Source organism: Raoultella sp. T31, assembly GCF_002806725.1.
In the GTDB taxonomy this organism is placed as follows: Bacteria; Pseudomonadota; Gammaproteobacteria; order Enterobacterales; family Enterobacteriaceae; genus Klebsiella; species Klebsiella electrica.
The window spans coordinates 1-21540 of the sequence record NZ_PIBO01000045.1; the positions used below are offsets into that span (position 1 = coordinate 1).

Below are 21540 nucleotides of genomic sequence, written 5' to 3' on the forward strand. Positions count from 1 at the left end.
TCCCGGACCGCGGCAGGTCCCTCCCCGGATGGCAGCGCGAGCGCCTTATCCGGGCTACCCTCCATGTCGCCCCGGTAAGCGTAGCGCCACCGGGGGCTGTTCCCGGACCGCGGCAGGCCCCTCCCCGGATGGCGGCGCGAGCGCCTTATCCGGGCTACCATTCCCACGTAGCCCCGGTAAGCGTAGCGCCACCGGGGGCCGTTCCCGGACCGCGGCAGGTCCCTCCCCGGATGGCAGCGCGAGCGCCTTATCCGGGCCACCAGTCTCATGTCGCCCCGGTAAGCGTAGCGCCACCGGGGGCTGTTCCCGGACCGCGGTGGGGCCCCCGGATGGCGGCGTAAACGCCTTATCCGGGCTACCCTCCATGTAGCCCCGGTAAGCGTAGCGCAAGCCATGGAGGGAGACAGAAGAAGACTATGTGCGGTTAGCGAAAATCTCTGCCAGCCCGCTGCGCCGCTCGGTACGGGCGACGATGGACTGGGTAAGCACCTGCTCATCGGCATAAATCGAGAGCCGCTGTTTTGCCCGCGTGATTGCGGTGTATACCAGCTCGCGGGTGACCAGCGGGACGATTTTGGCGGGCAGAATCAACGCCGCATGGTCGAACTCCGACCCCTGCGATTTATGCACCGTCATCGCCCACGCGGTGTCGTGCTCCGGCAAACGACTTGGCTGCACCGACTTAATGCTGCCATCCGGCATCGGGAACCAGACACGCAACCCCTCTCCCCGCTCCAGCGCAATACCGATATCGCCGTTAAACAGCCCCAGCGCGCTGTCGTTGCGCGAAATCATTACCGGACGCCCTTCATACCAGCGCGAATGCCTCGGCAGCGTTATCGCCCGCCGACGGTTAAGCATCTGCTCCAGCTGTTCATTCACCCCGCTGACGCCGTAAGGGCCGTCGCGCAGGGCGCACAGTAGCTGGAATTCACCAAAGGCGGCAATCAGCGCCTCCGGCTCGGCCCGCTCGCGCAGCAGCTGCAAATAGCGACCGTATCCTTCCTGCGACTGCATTAACATGGCTTCATACTCTTCAGTCGTACCCAGCGGATGCAGCGCAATATCCTCGTAGGCCTGGCGTAGCGTCGCTCTGACGCCGTGGCGATCGCCGTTGTTCACGGCGCGGGCGAGGCTACCGATGCCGGAATGGCTGCCAAAACGATAGCTTTTTTGCAGCAGGCACAGGCTGTCGCGCAGCGCGCCGGCAACCTCACTTTCTCCCGCCGGCACCGGGTGGCCGGTCAGCCTCTCCAGCTGCGCCGCACGTCCGGCGGTATAGCCGGCATTGACCCAGGCGCAAATATCCCCGAGCACCGCTCCGGCCTCCACCGACGCCAGCTGATCGCGGTCGCCGAGGAAAATAACCCGCCCGTGTTCCGGCAGGGCATCAATCAGCCGCGCCATCATCGGCAGATCAATCATTGAAGCCTCATCCACCACCAACACATCGAGATGCAGCGGATTGCCGGCGTGGTAGCGCATCCGTTGACTACCGGGCTGAGCGCCCAGCAGACGATGCAGGGTGCTGGCTTCGGTAGGCAACAGCGCCTTCTGCTCATCGGTTAGCGGCAGGCGGCGCAGCGCATCCCCCAATGATTCCGTCAATCGCGCCGCCGCTTTCCCGGTCGGCGCCGCCAGTCGGATGCGGCAGCGCGGTTGCCGGGTGGTCTGAATCAACGTCGCCAGCAGCCTGGCGACGGTGGTGGTTTTCCCGGTACCGGGGCCGCCGGAAATCACCGAAATACGGCGGGTCAACGCCACCGCGGCGGCGACCTTTTGCCAGTCTGTTTCATCGCTGGCGGGGAACAGCGCATCCAGCGTTTGGGCCAGCAGGGCCTCGTCAACGTCCACCACCTGGTTAGCGTCGTTGAAGAAGCGGGCGACGGTCAGCTCATTCCGCCACATCCGGTTGAGGTAGAGCCGGTCGCCGCACAGGACGATCGGCGTCGGACGTTCGCCGCCGCTGACCGCCTCTGAGGCAAGCAGAAGCGCAGGCCAGTCATCGGGGACGCCCGCCTGCGCCAGCAGCTGTTCTCGCAGCTCGCTGGTTTTACCGCTCAGGAACTCGTCCGTTTGCAGACGCGATATCGGCAGGCAAACGTGCCCTTCGCCGGCATCACGGCTGAGTACCGCCGCTGCCAGTTTCACCGCCGGATGCGCCTCTTGCGCCACCATCAGGGCAAACTGCACATCTAACGGGCGCAGCAGGCGCTGACTGACCGCTTCCAGCAACAGTTCATCCATTGTCATGACAGAACCTCCTGTAGGTCTCCGGCAAACAGCGCATCGAGACCGTCAACCAGCGGTTGCACGGGGCGAGTGGTGAAAATGCCCTGCTCGCCGCCCTGCCCGTCTATGCCGCGTAAAAAGAGATAAATCACGCCGCCGAAATGGCGTTCGTAGTCGTAATCCGCAATGCGGTGGCGCAGGTAGCGGTGCAGCGCCAGACTATAAAGCTGGTACTGCAGATCGTAGCGGTGAGTCCGCATCGCCTGCTCCATCGCCTGGCGGGTATAGGCCTCGCGGTCTTCCCCCAGCCAGTTCGATTTATAATCCAGCAGGTAATATCGGCCGTTATGGCGGAAAACGAGGTCGATAAAGCCTTTCAACATTCCGCGGACCTGACGGAAGTCGAGAGGCGGGCAATCGACGGAGAGCGGATCGAAGCGGCGAATCAGCGCATCCAGCCGCTGCGGTTCCAGCGGCCGTTCGATCGGCAAATAGAAGGCCATTTCGACCTGCTTATCATTGGTGGAAAGCTGGTTCAGCGCAATCCCGGCGCCCGGCAACGGAGTCCGGAGCACGTCATCCAGCCACTGCGTCAACACCGGCTTCCACTGCTCGCCGAAGCCGCCGGACTGCAGCTTTTCCGCCATCCAGTCAGCGGGGACCGGTTGGGTAAAATCGAGATCTTCAAACAGGCTGTGCAGGAATGTCCCCGGTGATGCGCCGCGCGGAAACTGATGCGGCGTGAGCTGCGGTTCTGCGGCGACGTCACCGACGCCGGCGGCATCAACGTCAAGGCGCGGCAACAGATCCTGAGCCGCGCTCTGACCATGCTGCTGTAATCCGGAATAGCTGGTCACCCGCCAGTCATCGCTAACCTGACGTCCAATGCTCCTGGCGGACAGCGGCGGCAGCGTCTCCTGCGGCGCCTGCCAGGGCGTGGCATCCGGGGCGGCGGGCATTTGCAGCGCGATATCCCCGCTGCAGAAGGTTTGCAAACACGCAGCCAGTCCGGCGGCATCCATGGCTTCGCCGCCTTGTAGCAGACGTCCGAGCGCGCTGTGATGAAAATCGCTGGCGCCGGGTTTGTCGCTGCGTCGGGTGCTCAACGGAGCTACGCCGAGACTGCAGTGCCAGACCGCCCGGGTCAGCGCGACGTACAGCAGACGTAAATCTTCCGCCAGGCGCTCCGCCTCCGCCAGCTCCAGGCTGCCCTCATCCTGACCAAGATCGAGCACCGCGGCAAACGAGTCGCGATCGTGATAAAACGCCTGATCCTGTTTGCGGAAACGAGCAATAAACGGCAGCCAGACCAGCGGGTATTCCAGCCCCTTTGATTTGTGCACGGTGACGATCTGCACCAGATGCTTATCGCTTTCCAGGCGCATCTGCTGACTGGACGCATTGCTGTCCGGTTCGGCGATATGCTGCGTCAGCCAGCGCACCAGCGCATGTTCGCTTTCCAGCTGGCTGGCCGCCTCCTGCAGCAGTTCGCTGATATGCAGGATGTCGGTTAAACGGCGTTCACCGCCGACCGTCACCAGCAGGTTTTCCGCCATCTGCCGCGCGCTCATTAGCGCCCGCAGCATCGGCATCACCCCGCGCTGGCGCCAAATTTGCCGGTAGCCGCTGAACTCTTCCACCAGCGCGTCCCACGCGCGCTCGTCCTGGTTGAGGTTTTCAATATCCAGCGCATTCAAGCCGAATATCGATGTTGCCAGCGCGCTGCGTAGCGTATTTTCTCGTTCGGGGGCCAGTACCGCCTGCAGTAGCCATAAAATCTCCTGCGCTTCCGGCGTGTCAAAAACGCTATCGCGGTTAGAGAGATACACCGACGGGATCGCCAGCCCCCGTAAGGCATCGCGGATCAGCGAGGCTTCCTGACGGTTACGTACCAGAACCGTGATATCGGAGGCCTGAACCGAGCGGGCTTTCTCCCCCCGCCACAGCAGCGCGCGCCCCTGTTGACCGGCGCTTAGCCAGTCGCGAATTTGCGCCGCGCACAGCTGCGCCATATACGTCTGATAATCACCGGAGCCCACGGCCTCGCCCGGCATCAGCCAGATGTTCATGGCCGGAACCGCGTCGTTATCCACGGTAAAACGCAGCCCGTGGTTTTTCCCGGCCGCTTTAACCGGCAAGAAAGGGATCTCCCGGAACATAAAGGGGTTATCGCTCAGACTGAACAGGCGGTTAACGCTTTCAACTACCCCAGGAGCAGAACGCCAGTTGGTATCCAGCGTATAGTGGGCCGCCACATCGCCACGCGCTTTCATATAGGTGAAAATATCCGCGCCGCGGAAGGCATAGATGGCCTGTTTGGGGTCGCCGATAAGCAGCAACGCCGTCTCCGGCTGCTGACGCCAGATACGGCGGAAAATTCGGTACTGCTGCGGGTCGGTATCCTGAAATTCATCGATCATCGCCACCGGGAAACGCTGACGAATGGCGCTGGCCAGCGCTTCTTCGCTGTCGCCGCGCAGCGCGTCGTCAAGGCGACTGAGCATGTCATCAAAACCCAACTCGCCACGCCGACGCTTCTCCCTCGCGACCGCTTCGCGGATCTCCACCATCGCCCTGGTGATAACCAGATCCGTCAGCGTCAGCGGAGAAGCCAGCAGCTGTTCAACCGCGCTGAACAGTGGATGCACCGGCGTCTCAGCGCCCGCTTTGGTTCGTTCATGTAAGAAGGGCTGCGAGAATTTCTCCAGCGCATCAGGAAGCTGATAGCCGAGCGTCTCTTCCTGCGCCCAGGCATTGATTTTCTCTATCCACTTTCCCTGGTTACCGCGATTGAACTTACGGCGGTCGAGGCCAGAGTTCTCCAGCACACCTTCAATCTCAGCGACCTGTTCCCGCCACTGTGTTTTCAGGGCGTTAATGCGCGCAATGATTTGCTGATGGCGTTCGGCCAGCGTCTCTTCCGCCGCCGGTGGGGATTTGAGCTGCGGAGCTTCGCCCTGCAACCAGCGATCGAGGGATTTCAACAGATCGCGCGGTCCTTTCCACGCCTCATGAATGACGGCGGCAATCTCCCGCGGCAGCGGATAGCAATGTCGACGCCAGAAGTCAGCGCAGGCCTGATAGCGCAGCCGCGATTCATCTTCAATAAGCTGCTGCTCAAAGAGCATCCCGGACTCAAAGGCATTGAGGCTCAGCATCCGCTGACAAAAACCGTGGATGGTAAATACCGCCGCCTCGTCCATCTGGCGTTCCGCCAGCAGCAGCGTCTTCGCCGCCTGGCTCTTATCCGGAATTTCAGCCAGCAAAGCGCTATAGAGAGGATCGGTCGCGCTGTCGCGCAGGCAGGCAATGCGCAGCTCGTGAATATTGCTGCGAATGCGGCCACGCAGTTCTTCGGTGGCCGCTTCGGTGAAGGTCACCACCAGCAGCTCTTCCACGCTGACCGCACGAGGAAAGGCGGATTCCCCGCCTAGCCCCAGCAGCAGCCGCAGGTACAGTGCGGCGATGGTAAAGGTTTTTCCGGTGCCCGCAGAGGCTTCTATCAGGCGCTCGCCCGTCAAGGGCAAGCGCAGGGGATCCAAAGGCTCGGCGGTTTCGGTCATTCGTTCTCTCGCATCAGGGGTAAGGATTTCTGCAACGCGCTGACGCTTTCCCAGACTTTGCCACCTTCAGGATGGACGTAATCGGTCTTGCCATTCTGGCTGCCGGAAATCTGGGACAGGATCGCCATGCCTTGCGGAACCACCACCGTCTGATGGAAGAAGTCGGCAAGTTTTTGCGGCGTCAGCAGTTTTATCTGAGCCACTACTTTATCACGTGAATCGAAGCGCATATTACCGCGATCGAAATCTTTGCTCAGCTGCGAGGCTTCGCCGCCCAGCGTTTGCGGCGCCTGAGTCATCTGGCTTATCACCGCCTGCTGGATTTGCGCAAACGCTGCCGGGCTCATCGCCCGCAGCTTAGCTTCCGCGGTCGGGAAGAATGCCTGGAAGCGCTGCCAGAGGAAAGCGGGCTGTTTATCGCTGCTTTGCAGCAGGAAGCCCATCCCCCACTGGCGCCCGACGTTCATCGGGAAAGCAAAGACCGCGTAGCCAAGCTGCTCTTCGGTACGCAGCTGGTTATAGAACCACGGCTGAATAATCTGCCCGAGCAGGGAGCTGGCGGCGGAGCTGCTGTATTCATCCACGTTCGGCGGGGCGAAGACAGCGGCCAGCGCCGAATCGGTGCTGTTGCCGGGCTTTTCAAAAATCGCCAGCTGCTGACTGTTGATCAGCACGTCTTTGTTGCGACACCACTCATTGCCATCAGATCCCAGCTGCTGCTGAATCTGACGCGCCATGGCGGTGGACTGTTCGGCGGTGAGGTTGCCAATCACCAGCAGTTCCGGGCGCCCTTTCGCTTTCAGGTTGTCGCGATAGGCCAGTACCTCTTTCAGGCTAATTGACGGCAGCAGCGCCCGGCGTTCCTCGCGCTGGAAATAGGGTACCTGGGACAACATCTGAACCGGCATGATTGCCTGGTCGTAGGCTTTGCCTTTATCCGCAGAATCCATCATCTGCGCATACCAGGATTTGGCCTGCTCCAGCTGCTCTTCGGTCGGCGTATAGCTGAAATAGCCGTCCAGCAACGCGGTAAACAGCTGCGGCAGCCGCTGGGTGTAGCCATTGGCATTGACCATCAGGCCGTTATTGGCGCCGGTTGAGAAGGAGATGCCGCCCACCGCCGCCTGGTTGCTGAGCTGATCGAGAGCAATACCCGCCAGATAGTCGTTCAGCGCAAACATGACCTGGCTACGGGCGCTGTCCATGGCCTGCGGGTTACGCAGCACCAGCGAAACGTCAGCCTTTGGCTCGCTGGCGAAGTACTGACTGGGCGCATAGACCACCCGCAGCGTCGGCTCATCCACGATCAACTGCGGATGCGAGTAGGCTTTATCGTTTTTAATCAGCGTAAAATCGTCAGGGATATAAGGGTTCAACACCGGCAGCTTGAGGTCGATAGCGCTCGCCTTCTGCTGCCAGTCGCTAAAGGTTTGCGCGCTGATCTTGTCGACCTGATACGGCGCATTCACAAAGTAAGCGCTCTTGTTATGCGGCTCTTGCGGGCTGATATACCAGACGCGCGCATTTTGCGGCGTCATCATCGCCAGCCGGTCTTTAATCGCCTGCGGATCGTAGCGATCGGCAATGTTGACCACGTCCAGCGTATGCTCTACCGGGACGCGGATCATGGTATCTGCCAGCCATTCCACATAGTCCATATCGCGGTTGATCGACGGATAGCGGAAATCAAGCGCCAGAACATGGGACAGCTCATCGAAATAGCGTTTGTCGATACCCTGGCTACGCAATAAGTTAAGGTAGCTGAAGATCGCCGCCGCCACTTCATCACGGTGCGCCAGCCCTTTGTCGGTCAGGGTCGCCGAAATCGCCAGTACGCCGCTGTTGCCGTTAACCGCCGGATCGGAATCCGCGCGAATCCCCTCGACCAGGCCTTGTTGCTGCAGCCAGTCAGATAAGGTTCCCGGGCTGCGGTTGCCGATCATGTAGGTCACCAGCTCGTCGGTTTTGCTGCGAAATTGCTCGCTGTTGTTATCAATACGGAATTCAACGCGCAACACTTTGCGCGGCATTGCCGGGACGTAGTGAATGATGATGCCCTTTTGCGCATCGGTCACCACCGGGACGGTTATCTCCGGTTTGCTGATATTGTGGTTGGGCACCCGGCCATAGGTTTTCGCCGCGATGCTCGCCAGTTCCGGCAGCGGTTTGTTGCTGTAAATGACCGCCTTCATCAGGTTCGCCGAGTACCAGCTGTCGCGGAAAGCATGCAGGGCGTCGAGCACCGGTTTACCGGGCTTGTCGCTAAGCGTCTCGAGGTTACCGCCGGAAAAATGCGCAGCCGGGTGCGCCGGGTTAATGGTCTCGGCACTCACCTGCGCCATGCGCATCCCGTCACGGGTGCGCGCCATGGTCAACTCGGCGTTGACCGCGTTGCGCTCGCGATCGGCATATTTTTTATCCAGCAGCGGAGCGGCAATGGCATCCGCCAGACGATCGACCGCGCCGTCAAGAGCATCGTTTTCGACTTCAAGATAGAACGCGGTGCGATAAGGCGCAGTACTGGCATTATGGCTGCCGCCGTGCATTTTCAGAAATTCGGCGAGGCTGTCCGGCTGCGGATAATTTTGCGAGCCCATCAGCGTCATGTGCTCGAGAAAATGCGCCAGCCCCTGATGATCGACGGGATCCTGCAGCGACCCCACGGGCACCACCAGCGCAGACAGCGATTTCACCGCCTGTGCATCGGAAACCAGCAGGACCACCATGCCATTATCCAGACGAATGGCCTGATACTGTCGGGGATCTTTTTCGCTTTTACGAATGGTTTCCTGAATCGGTTGCCATCCGGTATCTGCCTGACTTAACGGCGCCCAGAGGGCAGCCAGCACTAAAATAACCTTGAACCATACACTGCGGGGCATTCACGAACCTCATCATTAACAAACTTTGCGCTGACAGCATCAGCGTTGTGCACATCAGTCCGTGATAGGTTGCGCATAATAATTGAACACCTTATTTTGCGCAATTTTTATACTATTACCAATTTATTCGGGCTGATGGAAACGAAATATCGGCAACAGGTAGCGCTGTGTTTGCGTAATAATTTCTTCATAGCAGGCCGGTTCAAGCGTGCGCCAGAGGCGCTGATACCAGACATCCGTCCCTTCGCCACTGACCACCATATTGCCTTCATAGACCTGAAGAAATTTGCTACGCGCTTTTTGTTGCGTCTCTTCGTCCGTTAACATGACATCCTTTTCAGCGTCATAACAGACTTTTAGCCATGCACCGCCGCTTTCTGGCAGTAACAGCAGCGGTCTGGACATGCCTTGCAGGTAACCCTCTACCAGCTGATCAAGGTAGGCTTTGGCCTGTTCCTGCGCCAGCGGCGGGAAACGCCATTCGCCCTCTTTGCGCACCAGCAGCCGGCTTTCACCGGTTCCGCCGCTAGCACAGTAGACAAGGTGTTCCAGCCAAAGTTGCATCCCCTGCGCGATGCTCAGCAGCGACGGCCGCCAGCGCAACAGGCCGTCAGATTGTACCTGCTGTAGCCACCCCGTAATGTTGACTCCGTTGCATTGCAGATCGATTTCCATGCTTTGCCCCGGCAGTCGGCTGGCAATGACCCGCTCCGCAAGGTTTTGCATCTCCTGACGCTGCGCCTCCCAGGCCAGCTCGCCGAAAGCGCCAAAGGGCAGTTCTCCCGCGGCGCGGAAGCGACGATACATCGTCGACGCATCCTGTTGTTCAATCAGCGTATTCAGCAACTGCTGGTTCAACTGATAACGGCTAAGTCCTTCGAGGGTGAATGGCTCATCATCGGGAATCTCACTCTCTTCAGAGCGGAAGTTAACCCGCAGGCGCTGCTGGAAAAAGGCGCGCACCGGGTGCTGCCAGAATCGCAGCAGTTGTTCAAACGGTAGCGTTTCGATAGCCTGCGCCGGCAGCGGCTGGATAAAGTCGCTATGCGCCTCGCCCTGCTGGCTGGCGGCCGCCAGCCACTCCCGGGCGTAGCTCTGATATTCATCATCGCGGAAATTGGCCGCATCAAAAGGCATTCGCGTGTGCAGATGGGTGATATGGGCTTTGACGCGTCGCTCGCTGGCGTCACAATCCAGCGCCTCATCCCCGGCCAGGCAGTGGCTCTGGCCAATATAGTCCGCCAGTTCTTGCACCAGCACCGAAGGGTAGCGTTCGCTATTGTCCTGAATCGAGCGGCCAATGTAGCTGATATATAATGTCTGTTCGGCGGACATCAGCGCTTCCAGGAACAGATAGCGGTCATCATCGCGACGGCTGCGATCGCCGCGCTGCGGTTTCTGGCTCATTAAATCGAAGCCCAGCGGCGCCAGCGTCCGCGGATAAACGCCGTCGTTCATCCCCAGCAGACACACCACTTTGAACGGTATGGAGCGCATCGGCATCAGGGTGCAGATGTTGATCGGCCCGGCGAGGAAACGCTGGCTGATACGCTGCTGGTCCAACCGCTGCGCCAGTTCATCGCGTAATAAAGACAGAGGGACGGTCTGCTCATATTGTGCCTGGGCGCCTTCGCCAATCACCTCCTGCCACTGCTGTTCAATCAGCGCCAGCGCCGCTTCGGTATCGCCGTCAGGCAGGAAAAAGTCGTTGAGCAGTTCGCGACAAAGCGGCAGCCATTCCGCCAGCGGTCGTTCCTGCGCCAGCTTCCGCCGCCACAGGTTGAGCTGCATCAGCAACGAAGCCAGATTACCCACCAGCTCAGCGATCAGCCCGCTGGACTCATCGTAGGGCAGGACCGACCGCCATTCGCCCTGGCTGCTGTCCATCGCATAGCCCAGCAGCATGCGCGTCAGGCCAAAGCGCCAGGTATGTTGCCCGGTGGCAGGCAGATCCAGTTCGCGCACATTATCGTCATCCATTCCCCAGCGCACGCCGGATTCATTAACCCACTGACGCAGATAGCGCAGCCCCTCTTCATCAATGTTAAAGCGCGCGGCGAGCACCGGGACATCCAGCAGGGCCAGCACATCTTCGCTGGCAAAACGGCTGTCGGGCAGAGAAAGCAGCGTAATAAACGCCTGCAGAGCCGGATGCGATTCGGTGGCGCGCCGGTCGGAAATCGCCCACGGTAGCCAGCGCTCGCCGCTGGCGCTGCCGAATACCGCCTGAATGTAAGGGCTGTAGCTGTCGATATCCGCCACCATCACGATAATGTCGCGCGGCGTCAGTTCAGGGTTCTCTTCCAGCATCGCCAGCAGCCGGTCATGCAGCACCTCGACCTCACGCTGCGGGCTATGGCAGACATGAAGAGTCAGGCTACGATCGTCCAGAGCAAGCGAGCGTTTACTGTGGCTGTGGGCGAACTCTTCCGCGCTTCGCCCGGCCACTGCGGCATTACGCAGATCGAGAATATCCGCCTGTAAATTGTGTAGCAGATTATCGGGCGTAATATCGACAAAAGCATCCAGCTCTTCATAACGTTCCAGCCCGGCCAGCAGATAGATATAGTCGCGACCCAGCTTCCCCCATGAGGCGAGCAGCGGGTTACCGACGTCCTGTTCCCCTGCATCGTTAAACAACCCCGGCGCCTGCCCGCTATCGCGAAACAGCGGGAGTTCGCGCAGTTCACGATGATGGCGGCGCTGGCGCGACATCAGTTTCGCCAGAAAGGCCGGATCTTTAATATCGCCCCAGTAGTACCGACAGGGGTTGGTGAACAGCACATACACATCGACGTGCTTGCCCAGCGCCTGCAGCGCCTGCAGATAAACCGGCGGCAGCGCCGAAATCCCGCAAATAAAGACGCGTGAAGGCAGCCCGGCCGGAGGCTCATCCGCCGCCTCCAGCGTGTTGATAAAACGCTGGTACAGATTGGCGCGGTGCCAGAGCGGCTGCCCCAGCGCGGCGGTATGTTCGACCAGCGCCTTCCATAGCGGCGCCTGCCACTGCTGGGCGTCGCCGAGGCCATCGACGCGTTCATCGGCCTCCCAGCGCATCAGCCATTCCGGGCGATAGACCAGATACTGGTCATAGAGGTCGGCGACCCGGGCTGCCAGTTGAAACAGTTTGCGCTTGTCGCTGTCGTCGCGGAGATAGTGGCGTAGCAGCGTAAAAGCCTCATCGTCAAGACGTTGCGGCAGCAGGGTCATCAGTTTCCAGCACATGCTTTGCTTACTGAAGGCGCTTTCTCCGGGGATATCCGACAGTACGCGGACAAACATGTCCCAGATAAAGCTCGCCGGGAGCGGGAAGTCGATGTTGGCGGCAATGCCAAACCGTTTTGCCAGCGTCATCTGTAGCCACTGCGCCATCCCGGTACTTTGCACCAGCACCATTTCCGGTTTGAAAGGGTCGTCCAGCCGCTGGCGCTCGACGATAAACTCCATCAACGCTTCAAGAACATCCAGACGGTTTGAGTGGTACACCCTTAACATATTCGCTCCTGACTACTGACTGACCGGGCAATGCAGCCGGGTCATCTGCACCCGTTTATCAACGGGCATGGTGATCGTTACCGTGATGCTGACACATCTGGCCGCCGATGTCTGCAAGCGGGTAACGGACCCGCCGGGGGGAATCTGCGGTGGGTTCATCTGGCCATAGCGCCATGCGTCGCGCCACAGCTGGCGATATTGATTCAACTGAATAAAACCCGTGGCCAGCCCACGCTGGTAGCCGCCAAGCGCAGTGACCACCATAACCAGTAAGGTCATCGCCAGCAGCGTTTCCGGCAGGCTAAAACCCTGCTCATTGTTCACGGCATCCGACACAGATTCGCCTCCGTTAGTGGACAAAAGTCGCTCCAGCCATGGGGAGAAAAGCGCACGACGCCCTCTTCAACCCGGCCGGATTGCCACAGCAAAATGCGACCGCCGCTGGCGATTAACAGGACCGATGCATCGTCAAAAATGCGCAGGCAGGCGCGCCAGCCCTCGGCAGCAGAGTAACGGCAGGCGTTGGCATCCTGTATCGTCCACGCCAGAGCTTTTCCCCACTGTAGCGCGGAGTGCGCGCCAGCCGTTTCGCGGATCGCCTGAGTTTCCCCCGCGGTTTGCGCCAGCAGAGAGCGCTGCTGCTGGTTCAGCCCTTGTAGTAACATGCTGCCAAGCGCCAGCAGCAAAAGCACCATCAGCAACGAGGAGCCCCCACGCTGACGGCTCATAAGTTATACCCGGTCACGCGATATTCCGCCTGAGCCGAAATCCGGGGATCCGCCACCGCGTGCGCCGCCAGCATGACGATGAACTCGGGAGCAAATCCGGCGATATCCTGGCGGGTAATCTGAAAATGGGTCACGTTGAGCGCACCGGGATTTGTCATTTTTTCCCATCCGCCATCGCTGCAACTGGTGGCGCCGCGTCGCGTTTCCAGCGCCCCGTTGTTCAAACGAAATCCTGTCGCCTCAGACATTGCTTCCGGCGTGGCATCCCACGCGCCGTTGCTATTACTGTCCCAACGGATGATCGCACAGTGCCCCCCACTGGCGATGAGCAACGGTTGTCCCACGCACTCCCCGGCGCAATAGCCCGCACGCTGCAGATGTTTCGCTACCGTATACACGCGCTGCCAGAGTTCGTTATCCAACGACTGTTGCTGAGTCTGCCGCAGCGCCTGTCGCTGCAAAGCAGGCAAAAAACGCGCTGCGCCCATCAGTAAGATAGCGCTGATGGCCATCGAGATAAGCGTCTCGGCCAGCGAAAAACCTCGGGGAATTAAAGGCACGATGCGGTCTCCTCATTACGACACAGGCGAATTCGTCCCCAGTCCGACACGATAATATTCCAGCGCCCCCCCGCGCTTTGCAGCCGGATATGGCCGGCCCAGGCGCTGTTACGCAGCCCGTAAAAACCTAATCCCGGCGTGATATGGCTGAGCGCCACTTCCGGCCAGCGTGGGTGCAGCGTAAACGGCGTTGCTGTCGCACACTCCGCAAGTGTCTCCTCGGCGCTCAGACACCAGCCGCCGCCGCGTTGCCCCACCTTCACCAGCCGGTTGCGGTTATGCCAGTTTGCGTCGTCGCGTAGCAGCACCAGATAGTCGCGCACCTGGCTGGCGGTTTGCCATAAACGCTGTTGCTGCTGCCAGCTCTGCCAGCTGTAGACTCCGCCAGCGCTGAGGATGAGTATCAGCGCCAGCGCGATCAGCGTTTCAATAAGGGTATAGCCGCGTTGTCTGTTCATCCCGCGAGTATGGGGAAAAGGCAGCGCGAAGACGACGGACAAAATAGCGTTTCGCGAGGCGTGCCGAAGCCAGGCGTCAGCCTTGCAGACGGTTGCAGAAAATCAGGGAGCGTGGTTGCGCAGGTAAAAAAACCGGCGCCTCAGGCACCGGTTTTTAGCTTTCTATGGCATCCTGTACCGGACGAATTAAATCGCCACCGGTGCTTTAATTCCCGGATGCGGGTCGTAACCTTCGATATCGAAATCTTCAAAGCGGTAATCGAAAATCGACGCCGGTTTGCGTTTGATGACCAGCTTCGGCAGCGGACGCGGTTCGCGGCTCAGCTGCAGATCCGTCTGTGCAAGGTGGTTGCTGTAGAGGTGAGTATCCCCACCGGTCCAGACAAAATCACCGACTTCCAGATCGCACTGCTGGGCGACCATGTGCACCAGCAGCGCATAGCTGGCGATGTTAAACGGCAGGCCGAGGAACACATCGCAGGAACGCTGATACAGCTGACAGGAGAGTTTTCCGTCCGCGACGTAGAACTGGAAAAACGCATGGCACGGCGCCAGCGCCATTTTATCCAGCTCGCCCACGTTCCACGCAGAAACGATGATGCGACGTGAATCCGGGTCGTTTTTCAGCTGTTCCATCACGGTGCTGATCTGGTCGATATGGCGGCCGTCCGGCGCAGGCCAGGAGCGCCACTGTTTGCCGTAAACCGGCCCCAGATCGCCATTTTCATCTGCCCACTCGTCCCAGATAGTGACATTGTTTTCATGCAGATACGCGATGTTGGTGTCACCCTGGAGGAACCACAGCAGTTCATGGATGATGGAGCGTAAATGACAGCGCTTGGTCGTCACCAGCGGGAAGCCTTCCTGCAGGTTAAAACGCATCTGATGGCCGAAGATGGAGAGAGTGCCGGTACCGGTGCGGTCATTTTTTTGCGTGCCCTCGGCGAGCACTTTCTGCATCAAATCAAGATACTGTTTCATGGTTCCTCAAGAAGTTTGTTGCTGCGGACGACGACGGTACGCCCAGACCATCATAATGATACCCGCAAGCACCATTGGGATCGAAAGAATCTGCCCCATACTGATGTACTGTACCCATTCGCCGGTGAACTGCTGGTCTGGCTGGCGGAAGAATTCCACGATAATGCGGAACAGGCCGTAGCCAATCAGGAACAAACCCGAGACCGAGCCGGTCGGGCGCGGTTTACGGATAAACAGGTTCAGGATCAGGAACAGGACGACCCCTTCCAGCGCCAGTTCGTATAGCTGCGAAGCGTGACGCGGCAGTGCGCCGTAGGTATCGAACAGCGATTGCCATTGCGGATGAGACGGCAGCAGCGCCAGATCTTCTGCGCGCGAGCCGGGGAAAATCATCGAATAATGGAAGCTCGGATCGACGCGTCCCCACAGCTCACCGTTGATAAAGTTGCCCAGACGCCCCGCCCCGAGGCCAAAGGGGATCAGCGGCGCGATAAAATCGGAGACCTGGAAGAAAGTGCGTTTGGTGCGTTTGGCAAAAATGATCATCACGAGGATCACGCCAATCAGACCACCGTGGAACGACATGCCGCCGTCCCAGACGCGGAACAGATACAGCGGATCCTGCAGGAAAACCGGCAGATTATAGAACAGGACGTAGCCGATACGGCCACCGAGGAAAACGCCAAGGAACCCGGCATACAGCAGATTTTCAACTTCGTTTTTGCTCCAGCCGCTGCCCGGACGATTGGCCCGACGGGTGGCTAGCCACATCGCAAAAACAAACCCGACCAGGTACATCAAACCGTACCAGTGGAGGGAGACCGGCCCAACGGAAAATATCACCGGATCAAAATCCGGGAAATGCAGGTAGCCACTATTCATCTGTCACCATAAAGACTTGTTATTCCGCCGAAAGTGGACAGCGGTAATCATACACGCCCGACCAATACGGGAGCTCCAAGGGGGCGAATAATAGCATAAGGTTAATTCGCTGGCCGTGCCGTTGTTGTAAAAGATATGTATATGAATGCTAACAGCGCACGGCAGTTTTCCAAAGGCGGCACCGATCGTCTGTCCGGGCTACCTGAGTGCGCCATTCTTTTGCCGGGTGGCGCTAAGCTTACCCGGCCTACCGCTCTCTGACGGCTACCGGCCGCCGCGGATCAAGCCGCCCAGGCCGCGTCGCTCCATGAAAGCCGCCACCTGATGACGAACTTCCGTGGCCATCTGCGCCTCAAGGCTCCGGCGCGACAGCTCCTGAGCTTCTGCAATATCGATACGCCGCAGCAAGTATTTAACCCTTGCCACCGAGCGACCGTTCATCGACAAATGGCGATAGCCAAGGCCAATCAGGATAGTCACGCACATCGGATCGCCCGCCATTTCACCGCACAGCCGCAGGTCGATGCCGAAGCGTTCGGCGTCATGCGCAATCATCGCCAACGCCCGTAGCACCGCGGGATGCAGGCTGTCATACATGCTGGCGACCCGGGTGTTGTTACGATCGACGGCGAGGATATACTGAGTCAGGTCATTGGTCCCAACCGAAATAAAGTCCACGCGGCTGGCGAGGTTCGGCAGCATAAAGACCATCGAAGGCACTTCCAGCATCACGCCAAGACGCGGGCGAGGAATGGCGTAGCCAATCATCTCTTCGACTTCACGGCTGGCGCGATCGATCAGGCGACGCGCTTCATCCACTTCGTCAAGGCTGGTCACCATTGGCAGCAAAATACTCAGATTGCCGGTCGCCGCATTGGCACGCAGCATGGCGCGCACCTGGATGAGAAAAATTTCCGGCTGATCGAGGGTAATACGGATCCCGCGCCAGCCGAGGCACGGGTTCTCTTCGCTGATCGGCATGTACGGCAGCTGCTTATCGGCGCCGATATCCAGCGTACGCAGGGTCACGGGCTTTTCATTAAACATCTGCAGCATGCCCTGATACTGGGCGACCTGCTCCTCTTCCGACGGGAAACCGCTTTGCAGCATAAACGGAATTTCCGTGCGGTACAGACCGATGCCGTCGATAAAATTGCCCAGTTTTTCTTCATGTTCCAGGCTCAGGCCAGCGTTCAGCATAACCTTCACCCGCTCGCCGCTTTTCAGCTCGGAAGTGTGTTCCAGATCGTCTTCCGCCAGCCGGCTGAGTTCATTCTCTTCGCTGACCAGGCGCTGATATTCCTGCAGCAGCGCCGGTTCCGGGTCGACCAGCAGTTCGCCGCGGTAGCCATCCACCACCAGCATGTGACCGTGGAGTAGCGAAGGCTGGATATCCGCCCCCATAACCGTCGGGATCCCCAGCGCCCGCACCATAATGGCGGCGTGGGAGTTCGCGGCGCCATCGCGGACGACGACGCCCGCCAGCCTGTCCTGCGGAACTTCCGCCAGCGTCGTGGCCGACAGCTCGTCCGCCACCAGCACAATACGCGCCGGCCAGGTATTGGGGCCCTGAATGGAATCGTCGAGGTGGAAAAGCAGGCGCTGGCCGAGAGTACGTAGATCGCCAGCCCGCTCTTTCAGATAACCGTCGCTCAGGGCGGCAAACTGTTCGGCGAATTTCTCGATGATCTTTTTCACCGCCCATTCTGCCACCGCGCCTTTGTCGACCTCCGCAAAGAGCTCGCGGCGCAGACGCGCGTCGGAAAGCAGGTGCGAATAAAGATCGAAGATCGCCGACGTCTCTTTTTGCGCCCCGGCGGCATAGCGCTTGCTGTAGCGACGAAACTCGCTCGCCGCTTCTTCCAGCGCGCCGGTCAGGCGTTCGCGTTCGGAAGCCGTATCCAGCGTCGAGGCTTCGTACACCTGCTCCATGAGCGGCAGACTGATGTCCATCCAGCCTTCGGCAATCGCCACCCCGGAGGAGGCGGGCAGCGCGCGAATACGCGTCTGTCGATACTGGCCAAACAGCGCGGTCAACTGAGACTGGGAAAGAATGGCGGCCATTTGCGTCGCCAGAGTGACGAGAAACGACTCTTCGCTTTCGTCAAACTGACGCAGCTCACGCTGCTGCACCACCAGCACCCCAAGCAGCTGACGCCGCTGGATAATCGGCACGCCAAGAAACGCGCGGAAGCGATCCTCTTTAACGGCCGGAATGTATTTAAAGCTGGGGTGTTTTTGCGCATCGGCAAGGTTGATAGGCTCGGCAAGGCGCCCGACCAGGCCAACGAGGCCTTCGTCAAACGCGAGCGCAACGGTACGCCCGCGAGGTTTTTTCAGCCCGCGAGTGGCCATCAGGTAATAACATCGTCGATCGTGATCGGCCAGGTAAACCGAACAAACTTCCGTTTCCATCGCAATGCAGATATCGGTGACCAGGATATCCAGCGCCTCGTTTAAACGCGGCGCACTCGCGACCTTCTCGACGATTTCTCGTAACCGAGTGAGCATAATATGCGTGGCTTAACCTCTTTTACGTCGATAAGCAGGCGCGCTTTGCGGTTTAGGTGCACTTTCCGCCAGCGACATGGTCATGCTGGCAAACTCTTTCATCACCCGGCGGTACACGTCGCGCTTAAACGACACCACCTGACGAACCGGGTACCAGTAACTTACCCAGCGCCAACCATCAAACTCAGGCGTACTACTGGTTTGCATATTGATTTCCGCATCGCTGCCGATCAACTGCAGGAGAAACCACTTCTGTTTCTGGCCGATACAAACCGGCTTTGTGTCCCAACGCACCAAACGTTTAGGCAACTTGTAACGCAGCCAGTTACGGGTTGAGGCCAGGATTCGCACATCTTTACGACTTAACCCCACCTCTTCGAACAATTCCCGATACATGGCCTGCTCGGCTGATTCACCTGGATTAATGCCCCCTTGCGGGAACTGCCACGAGTGCTGACCATAGCGCCTGGCCCACATCACCTGGCCCTGGCGATTACAGATTACAATACCGACATTTGGGCGGTAGCCATCGTCATCAATCACCGGACTACCTCAAAATAATCTTCAATGTGAACGATTGTTTCACACTCGCTGTGAACGGTAAACCACTCTGTTGCCACTGTGCCGCCGAATAACATTTGAATAACTCACAGTAATCAGCAGAGTTATAAACAACGAAAGCGATCGCGACCCCATTTTATTCACTTTTTCTGTGGATAGAGTTGTGAAGAAGTATGGAATTACCCAGGGAAAACCCGGAGTAGTCCGAATCGCCTACGAATCATATCATTTAATAATGGCATTACATTCATTATGTTAGCACATATACCTTTCAATAATTACAGTTAAACGTGATGATCATCACACATGTGATCCTGGAACTGATGAAAGATCGAGCAATGACGATTTTATCCACAGATTATCCGAGTCCACTGGGCACATTTTGTCTAAAAATTCGATTTTCGTCGCACGTCAAGGCTGTAAATGGAAACAGTAGTGCCACTTTTCCCCAGTTATCCCATTTTTCTGTGGATAACATGGTGTAAGATCCTGTTCATTGCCAGTGACCAGTTCTGGAAAACCCGCTTTCACTGTTTTCACAACGACAAAAAAATGAAAAAAAATCCATACGAATCATCAAATTGTCATAGTTACCCAGAAAAAGGTAAACTCTATCCACAATGCGCTGAATTAGCGTTCACTTTTTAACCAGAGGTTTTACCGTATGCCCGCCATCGCGCCGCTAACATCCCCACCGCACACCCAGCAGCAGCTCCTGACCCAAGCGCAGGGGTTAGCGGGCTACTCGCTGGGCGAACTGGCGGCGCTGGCGGGGATTGCCATTCCACGCGATTTAAAACGCGATAAAGGATGGATCGGTATTCTGCTGGAGATCTGGCTGGGCGCCAGCGCCGGCAGTAAACCCGAGCAGGATTTCGCCGCGCTGGGCGTCGAGCTGAAGACCATACCTGTCGATAGCCAGGGTCGTCCGCTGGAAACCACTTTTGTTTGCGTCGCCCCGCTTACCGGTAACAGCGGCGTGACCTGGGAGAGCAGCCATGTGCGCCATAAGCTTAAACGCGTCCTGTGGATACCGGTGGAAGGGGATCGCGCCATTCCGCTGGCGGAACGCCGCGTCGGCGCCCCGCTGCTGTGGAGCCCCAATGAAGAAGAGGATCGCCAGCTGCGAATGGACTGGGAGGAGCTGATGGATCTGATCGTGCTCGGTCAGGTGGAACGCATCACCGCTCGTCATGGCGAGGTGCTGCAACTGCGCCCGAAGGCCGCCAACAGCAAAGCGTTAACCGAGGCGATTGGCGCCCGCGGTGAGCCGATTCTCACGCTGCCGCGCGGCTTCTACCTGAAGAAGAATTTCACCGCCGCCCTGCTGGCCCGTCATTTTCTCCTCGGCCACGATTAATTTTTTGTTCTGCCTGCCAGCTTGCATATAATTGCGACTTTCTTTTTTGCAGGACTTTGAACAATGTTATTTGCATGGATAACCGATCCCAACGCCTGGCTGGCGCTCGGTACGCTGACGCTGCTGGAGATAGTGCTGGGGATCGATAATATTATTTTTCTCTCTCTGGTTGTTGCCAAACTGCCTACCGCCCAGCGTGCTCACGCAAGACGTATCGGGTTGATGGGCGCGATGCTGATGCGTCTGGGGCTGCTGGCCTCTATCGCCTGGGTCGTTAAGCTCACCCATCCGCTGTTTACCGTTTTCGACCACGCGATCTCGTTTCGCGATTTGATCTTACTGCTCGGCGGTCTGTTCCTTATCTGGAAGGCGAGTAAAGAGATCCACGAGTCGATCGAGGGAGAAGAGGAAGGGCTAAAAACCAATGTCCATTCATTTATGGGCGCCATCGTGCAGATCATGGTACTGGATATCATTTTCAGCCTCGACTCGGTGATTACCGCGGTTGGGCTGTCGGATCATCTGTTCATCATGATGGCCGCGGTGGTCATTGCCGTCGGCGTAATGATGTTCGCCGCCCGACCGATTGGCGACTTTGTCGACCGTCATCCATCGGTGAAAATGCTGGCCCTGTCGTTTCTGATTCTGGTCGGCTTTACGCTGATGCTGGAAAGCTTCGAAATACACATTCCGAAAGGCTACATCTACTTCGCGATGTTCTTTTCGATTGCCGTCGAAAGCCTTAACCTGCTGCGTAATAAAAAAAATCCGCTGTAACCCACAGAAATGCAGCCCAAACCCTGGGCTGCAAAATTTTTTAAGACTTTCCTGCTTTTTATGTCTCACAAATCAGGCTATTAATACACTGGTGCGAGGTACGACCATCCAAGAGGTAATGACGATGAAAAAATGGGCAGTATTGATTTCAGCCGTAGGACTGACGTTCTCGGTTTCCGGTTGCAGCAGCAATTACGTGATGGCGACAAAAGACGGACGCATGATCCTGACCGATGGTAAGCCAGCCGTTGATGATGATACCGGCCTCATCAGCTACGAAGATCAGCAGGGCAATAAAATGCAGATCAACCGCGACGATGTTTCGCAGATTATTAAACGTTAAGACTTTTCGTCGGCCAGACGCCTGCCAGCACCTGCCTGGTGAGGCCGCCTTCCCCGACAGCGGCCCCTCTTGATAAAGAGTCGGGATCCTCTGAACCCTCCGCGACATCGCGTCTTCGGATTCTGAAACCCCGGCTTTTTTGATTTTTTTACTTCCTCTTTTTCTCCCCCTCTGCCATTTTGATACTCCTTTGTCGGGGAACTCCTG

At 58.3% G+C, this 21540-nt stretch carries 15 protein-coding genes and 1 pseudogene; 4 read left to right on the forward strand and 12 right to left on the reverse strand.

What is annotated here, in order from left to right; genetic code table 11:
• Positions 1 to 414 precede the first annotated feature (414 nt).
• The 12 genes from recD to rppH form a co-directional block, all read right to left on the reverse strand.
• A complete protein-coding gene (gene recD / locus CWM52_RS22430; RefSeq protein ID WP_100686106.1) occupies positions 415 to 2253 on the reverse strand; it encodes an exodeoxyribonuclease V subunit alpha in 1839 nt (612 codons plus the stop codon).
• Positions 2250 to 5795 (reverse strand): exodeoxyribonuclease V subunit beta, encoded by a 3546-nt coding sequence (gene recB, locus CWM52_RS22435; protein ID WP_100686107.1) that lies wholly within the window; start codon positions 5793 to 5795, stop codon positions 2250 to 2252. Before recB ends, recD begins: the two co-directional genes overlap by 4 nt.
• Positions 5792 to 8677, reverse strand: coding sequence for a pitrilysin (gene ptrA / locus CWM52_RS22440; protein WP_100686108.1), 2886 nt, complete (start codon positions 8675 to 8677; stop codon positions 5792 to 5794). Before ptrA ends, recB begins: the two co-directional genes overlap by 4 nt.
• A gap of 123 nt (positions 8678 to 8800) precedes the next feature.
• Positions 8801 to 12172: an exodeoxyribonuclease V subunit gamma gene (gene recC, locus CWM52_RS22445; protein ID WP_100686109.1), complete on the reverse strand. Its 3372-nt coding sequence runs from the start codon at positions 12170 to 12172 to the stop codon at positions 8801 to 8803.
• 12 nt (positions 12173 to 12184) lie between these two features.
• Positions 12185 to 12451 (reverse strand): prepilin-type N-terminal cleavage/methylation domain-containing protein, encoded by a 267-nt coding sequence (locus CWM52_RS22450; protein WP_255493289.1) that lies wholly within the window; start codon positions 12449 to 12451, stop codon positions 12185 to 12187.
• A gap of 41 nt (positions 12452 to 12492) precedes the next feature.
• Positions 12493 to 12900: a DUF2509 family protein gene (locus tag CWM52_RS22455; RefSeq protein ID WP_100686111.1), complete on the reverse strand. Its 408-nt coding sequence runs from the start codon at positions 12898 to 12900 to the stop codon at positions 12493 to 12495.
• Entirely contained in the window at positions 12897 to 13460 is a 564-nt protein-coding gene (locus CWM52_RS22460) for a prepilin peptidase-dependent protein (RefSeq protein ID WP_100686112.1), read from the reverse strand. The genes CWM52_RS22455 and CWM52_RS22460 overlap by 4 nt, the downstream gene beginning before the upstream one ends.
• Entirely contained in the window at positions 13451 to 13918 is a 468-nt protein-coding gene (locus CWM52_RS22465; protein WP_100686113.1) for a prepilin peptidase-dependent protein, read from the reverse strand. The genes CWM52_RS22460 and CWM52_RS22465 overlap by 10 nt, the downstream gene beginning before the upstream one ends.
• A 186-nt stretch (positions 13919 to 14104) precedes the next feature.
• Complete coding sequence (thyA, locus tag CWM52_RS22470; protein ID WP_100686114.1) at positions 14105 to 14899, reverse strand: thymidylate synthase; 795 nt, start codon at positions 14897 to 14899, stop codon at positions 14105 to 14107.
• Between the two features lie 6 nt (positions 14900 to 14905).
• The gene (gene lgt / locus CWM52_RS22475; protein WP_100686115.1) at positions 14906 to 15781 is read right to left on the reverse strand and encodes a prolipoprotein diacylglyceryl transferase; all 876 of its coding nucleotides are present in this window, start codon (positions 15779 to 15781) and stop codon (positions 14906 to 14908) included.
• A 264-nt stretch (positions 15782 to 16045) separates the two neighbouring features.
• Positions 16046 to 18292 carry a phosphoenolpyruvate--protein phosphotransferase gene (gene ptsP / locus CWM52_RS22480; RefSeq protein ID WP_100686116.1) on the reverse strand — a complete coding sequence of 749 codons (2247 nt, stop codon included), beginning with the start codon at positions 18290 to 18292 and terminating at the stop codon, positions 16046 to 16048.
• Between the two features lie 12 nt (positions 18293 to 18304).
• Positions 18305 to 18835, reverse strand: a complete 531-nt coding sequence (gene rppH, locus CWM52_RS22485) for an RNA pyrophosphohydrolase (protein WP_100686117.1) — start codon at positions 18833 to 18835, stop codon at positions 18305 to 18307.
• 441 nt (positions 18836 to 19276) lie between these two features.
• Here rppH and CWM52_RS26920 point away from each other — a divergent pair.
• From CWM52_RS26920 to CWM52_RS22510, 4 genes and pseudogenes are all read left to right on the forward strand, one after another.
• Positions 19277 to 19429, forward strand: a pseudogene (locus CWM52_RS26920) (hypothetical protein); the annotation flags it as partial.
• A gap of 88 nt (positions 19430 to 19517) precedes the next feature.
• The gene (gene mutH, locus CWM52_RS22500) at positions 19518 to 20213 is read left to right on the forward strand and encodes a DNA mismatch repair endonuclease MutH (protein ID WP_100686120.1); all 696 of its coding nucleotides are present in this window, start codon (positions 19518 to 19520) and stop codon (positions 20211 to 20213) included.
• 63 nt (positions 20214 to 20276) lie between these two features.
• Positions 20277 to 20990: a TerC family protein gene (locus CWM52_RS22505; RefSeq protein WP_100686121.1), complete on the forward strand. Its 714-nt coding sequence runs from the start codon at positions 20277 to 20279 to the stop codon at positions 20988 to 20990.
• Between the two features lie 124 nt (positions 20991 to 21114).
• Complete coding sequence (locus CWM52_RS22510; protein ID WP_100686122.1) at positions 21115 to 21333, forward strand: YgdI/YgdR family lipoprotein; 219 nt, start codon at positions 21115 to 21117, stop codon at positions 21331 to 21333.
• Positions 21334 to 21540: the final 207 nt, after the last annotated feature.

What these genes read in the sequence shown, in the direction of transcription:
- CWM52_RS22505 (WP_100686121.1), top strand. Translation starts at nt 20,277, where the DNA reads ATGTTATTTGCATGGATAACCGATCCCAACGCCTGGCTGGCGCTCGGT.
- recD (WP_100686106.1), bottom strand. Translation starts at nt 2,253, where the DNA reads ATGACAATGGATGAACTGTTGCTGGAAGCGGTCAGTCAGCGCCTGCTG.
- ptsP (WP_100686116.1), bottom strand. Translation starts at nt 18,292, where the DNA reads ATGCTCACTCGGTTACGAGAAATCGTCGAGAAGGTCGCGAGTGCGCCG.
- mutH (WP_100686120.1), top strand. Translation starts at nt 19,518, where the DNA reads ATGCCCGCCATCGCGCCGCTAACATCCCCACCGCACACCCAGCAGCAG.
- ptrA (WP_100686108.1), bottom strand. Translation starts at nt 8,677, where the DNA reads ATGCCCCGCAGTGTATGGTTCAAGGTTATTTTAGTGCTGGCTGCCCTC.
- lgt (WP_100686115.1), bottom strand. Translation starts at nt 15,781, where the DNA reads ATGAATAGTGGCTACCTGCATTTCCCGGATTTTGATCCGGTGATATTT.
- recC (WP_100686109.1), bottom strand. Translation starts at nt 12,172, where the DNA reads ATGTTAAGGGTGTACCACTCAAACCGTCTGGATGTTCTTGAAGCGTTG.
- CWM52_RS22450 (WP_255493289.1), bottom strand. Translation starts at nt 12,451, where the DNA reads ATGACCTTACTGGTTATGGTGGTCACTGCGCTTGGCGGCTACCAGCGT.
- CWM52_RS22455 (WP_100686111.1), bottom strand. Translation starts at nt 12,900, where the DNA reads ATGAGCCGTCAGCGTGGGGGCTCCTCGTTGCTGATGGTGCTTTTGCTG.
- CWM52_RS22510 (WP_100686122.1), top strand. Translation starts at nt 21,115, where the DNA reads ATGAAAAAATGGGCAGTATTGATTTCAGCCGTAGGACTGACGTTCTCG.
- thyA (WP_100686114.1), bottom strand. Translation starts at nt 14,899, where the DNA reads ATGAAACAGTATCTTGATTTGATGCAGAAAGTGCTCGCCGAGGGCACG.
- recB (WP_100686107.1), bottom strand. Translation starts at nt 5,795, where the DNA reads ATGACCGAAACCGCCGAGCCTTTGGATCCCCTGCGCTTGCCCTTGACG.
- CWM52_RS22465 (WP_100686113.1), bottom strand. Translation starts at nt 13,918, where the DNA reads ATGAACAGACAACGCGGCTATACCCTTATTGAAACGCTGATCGCGCTG.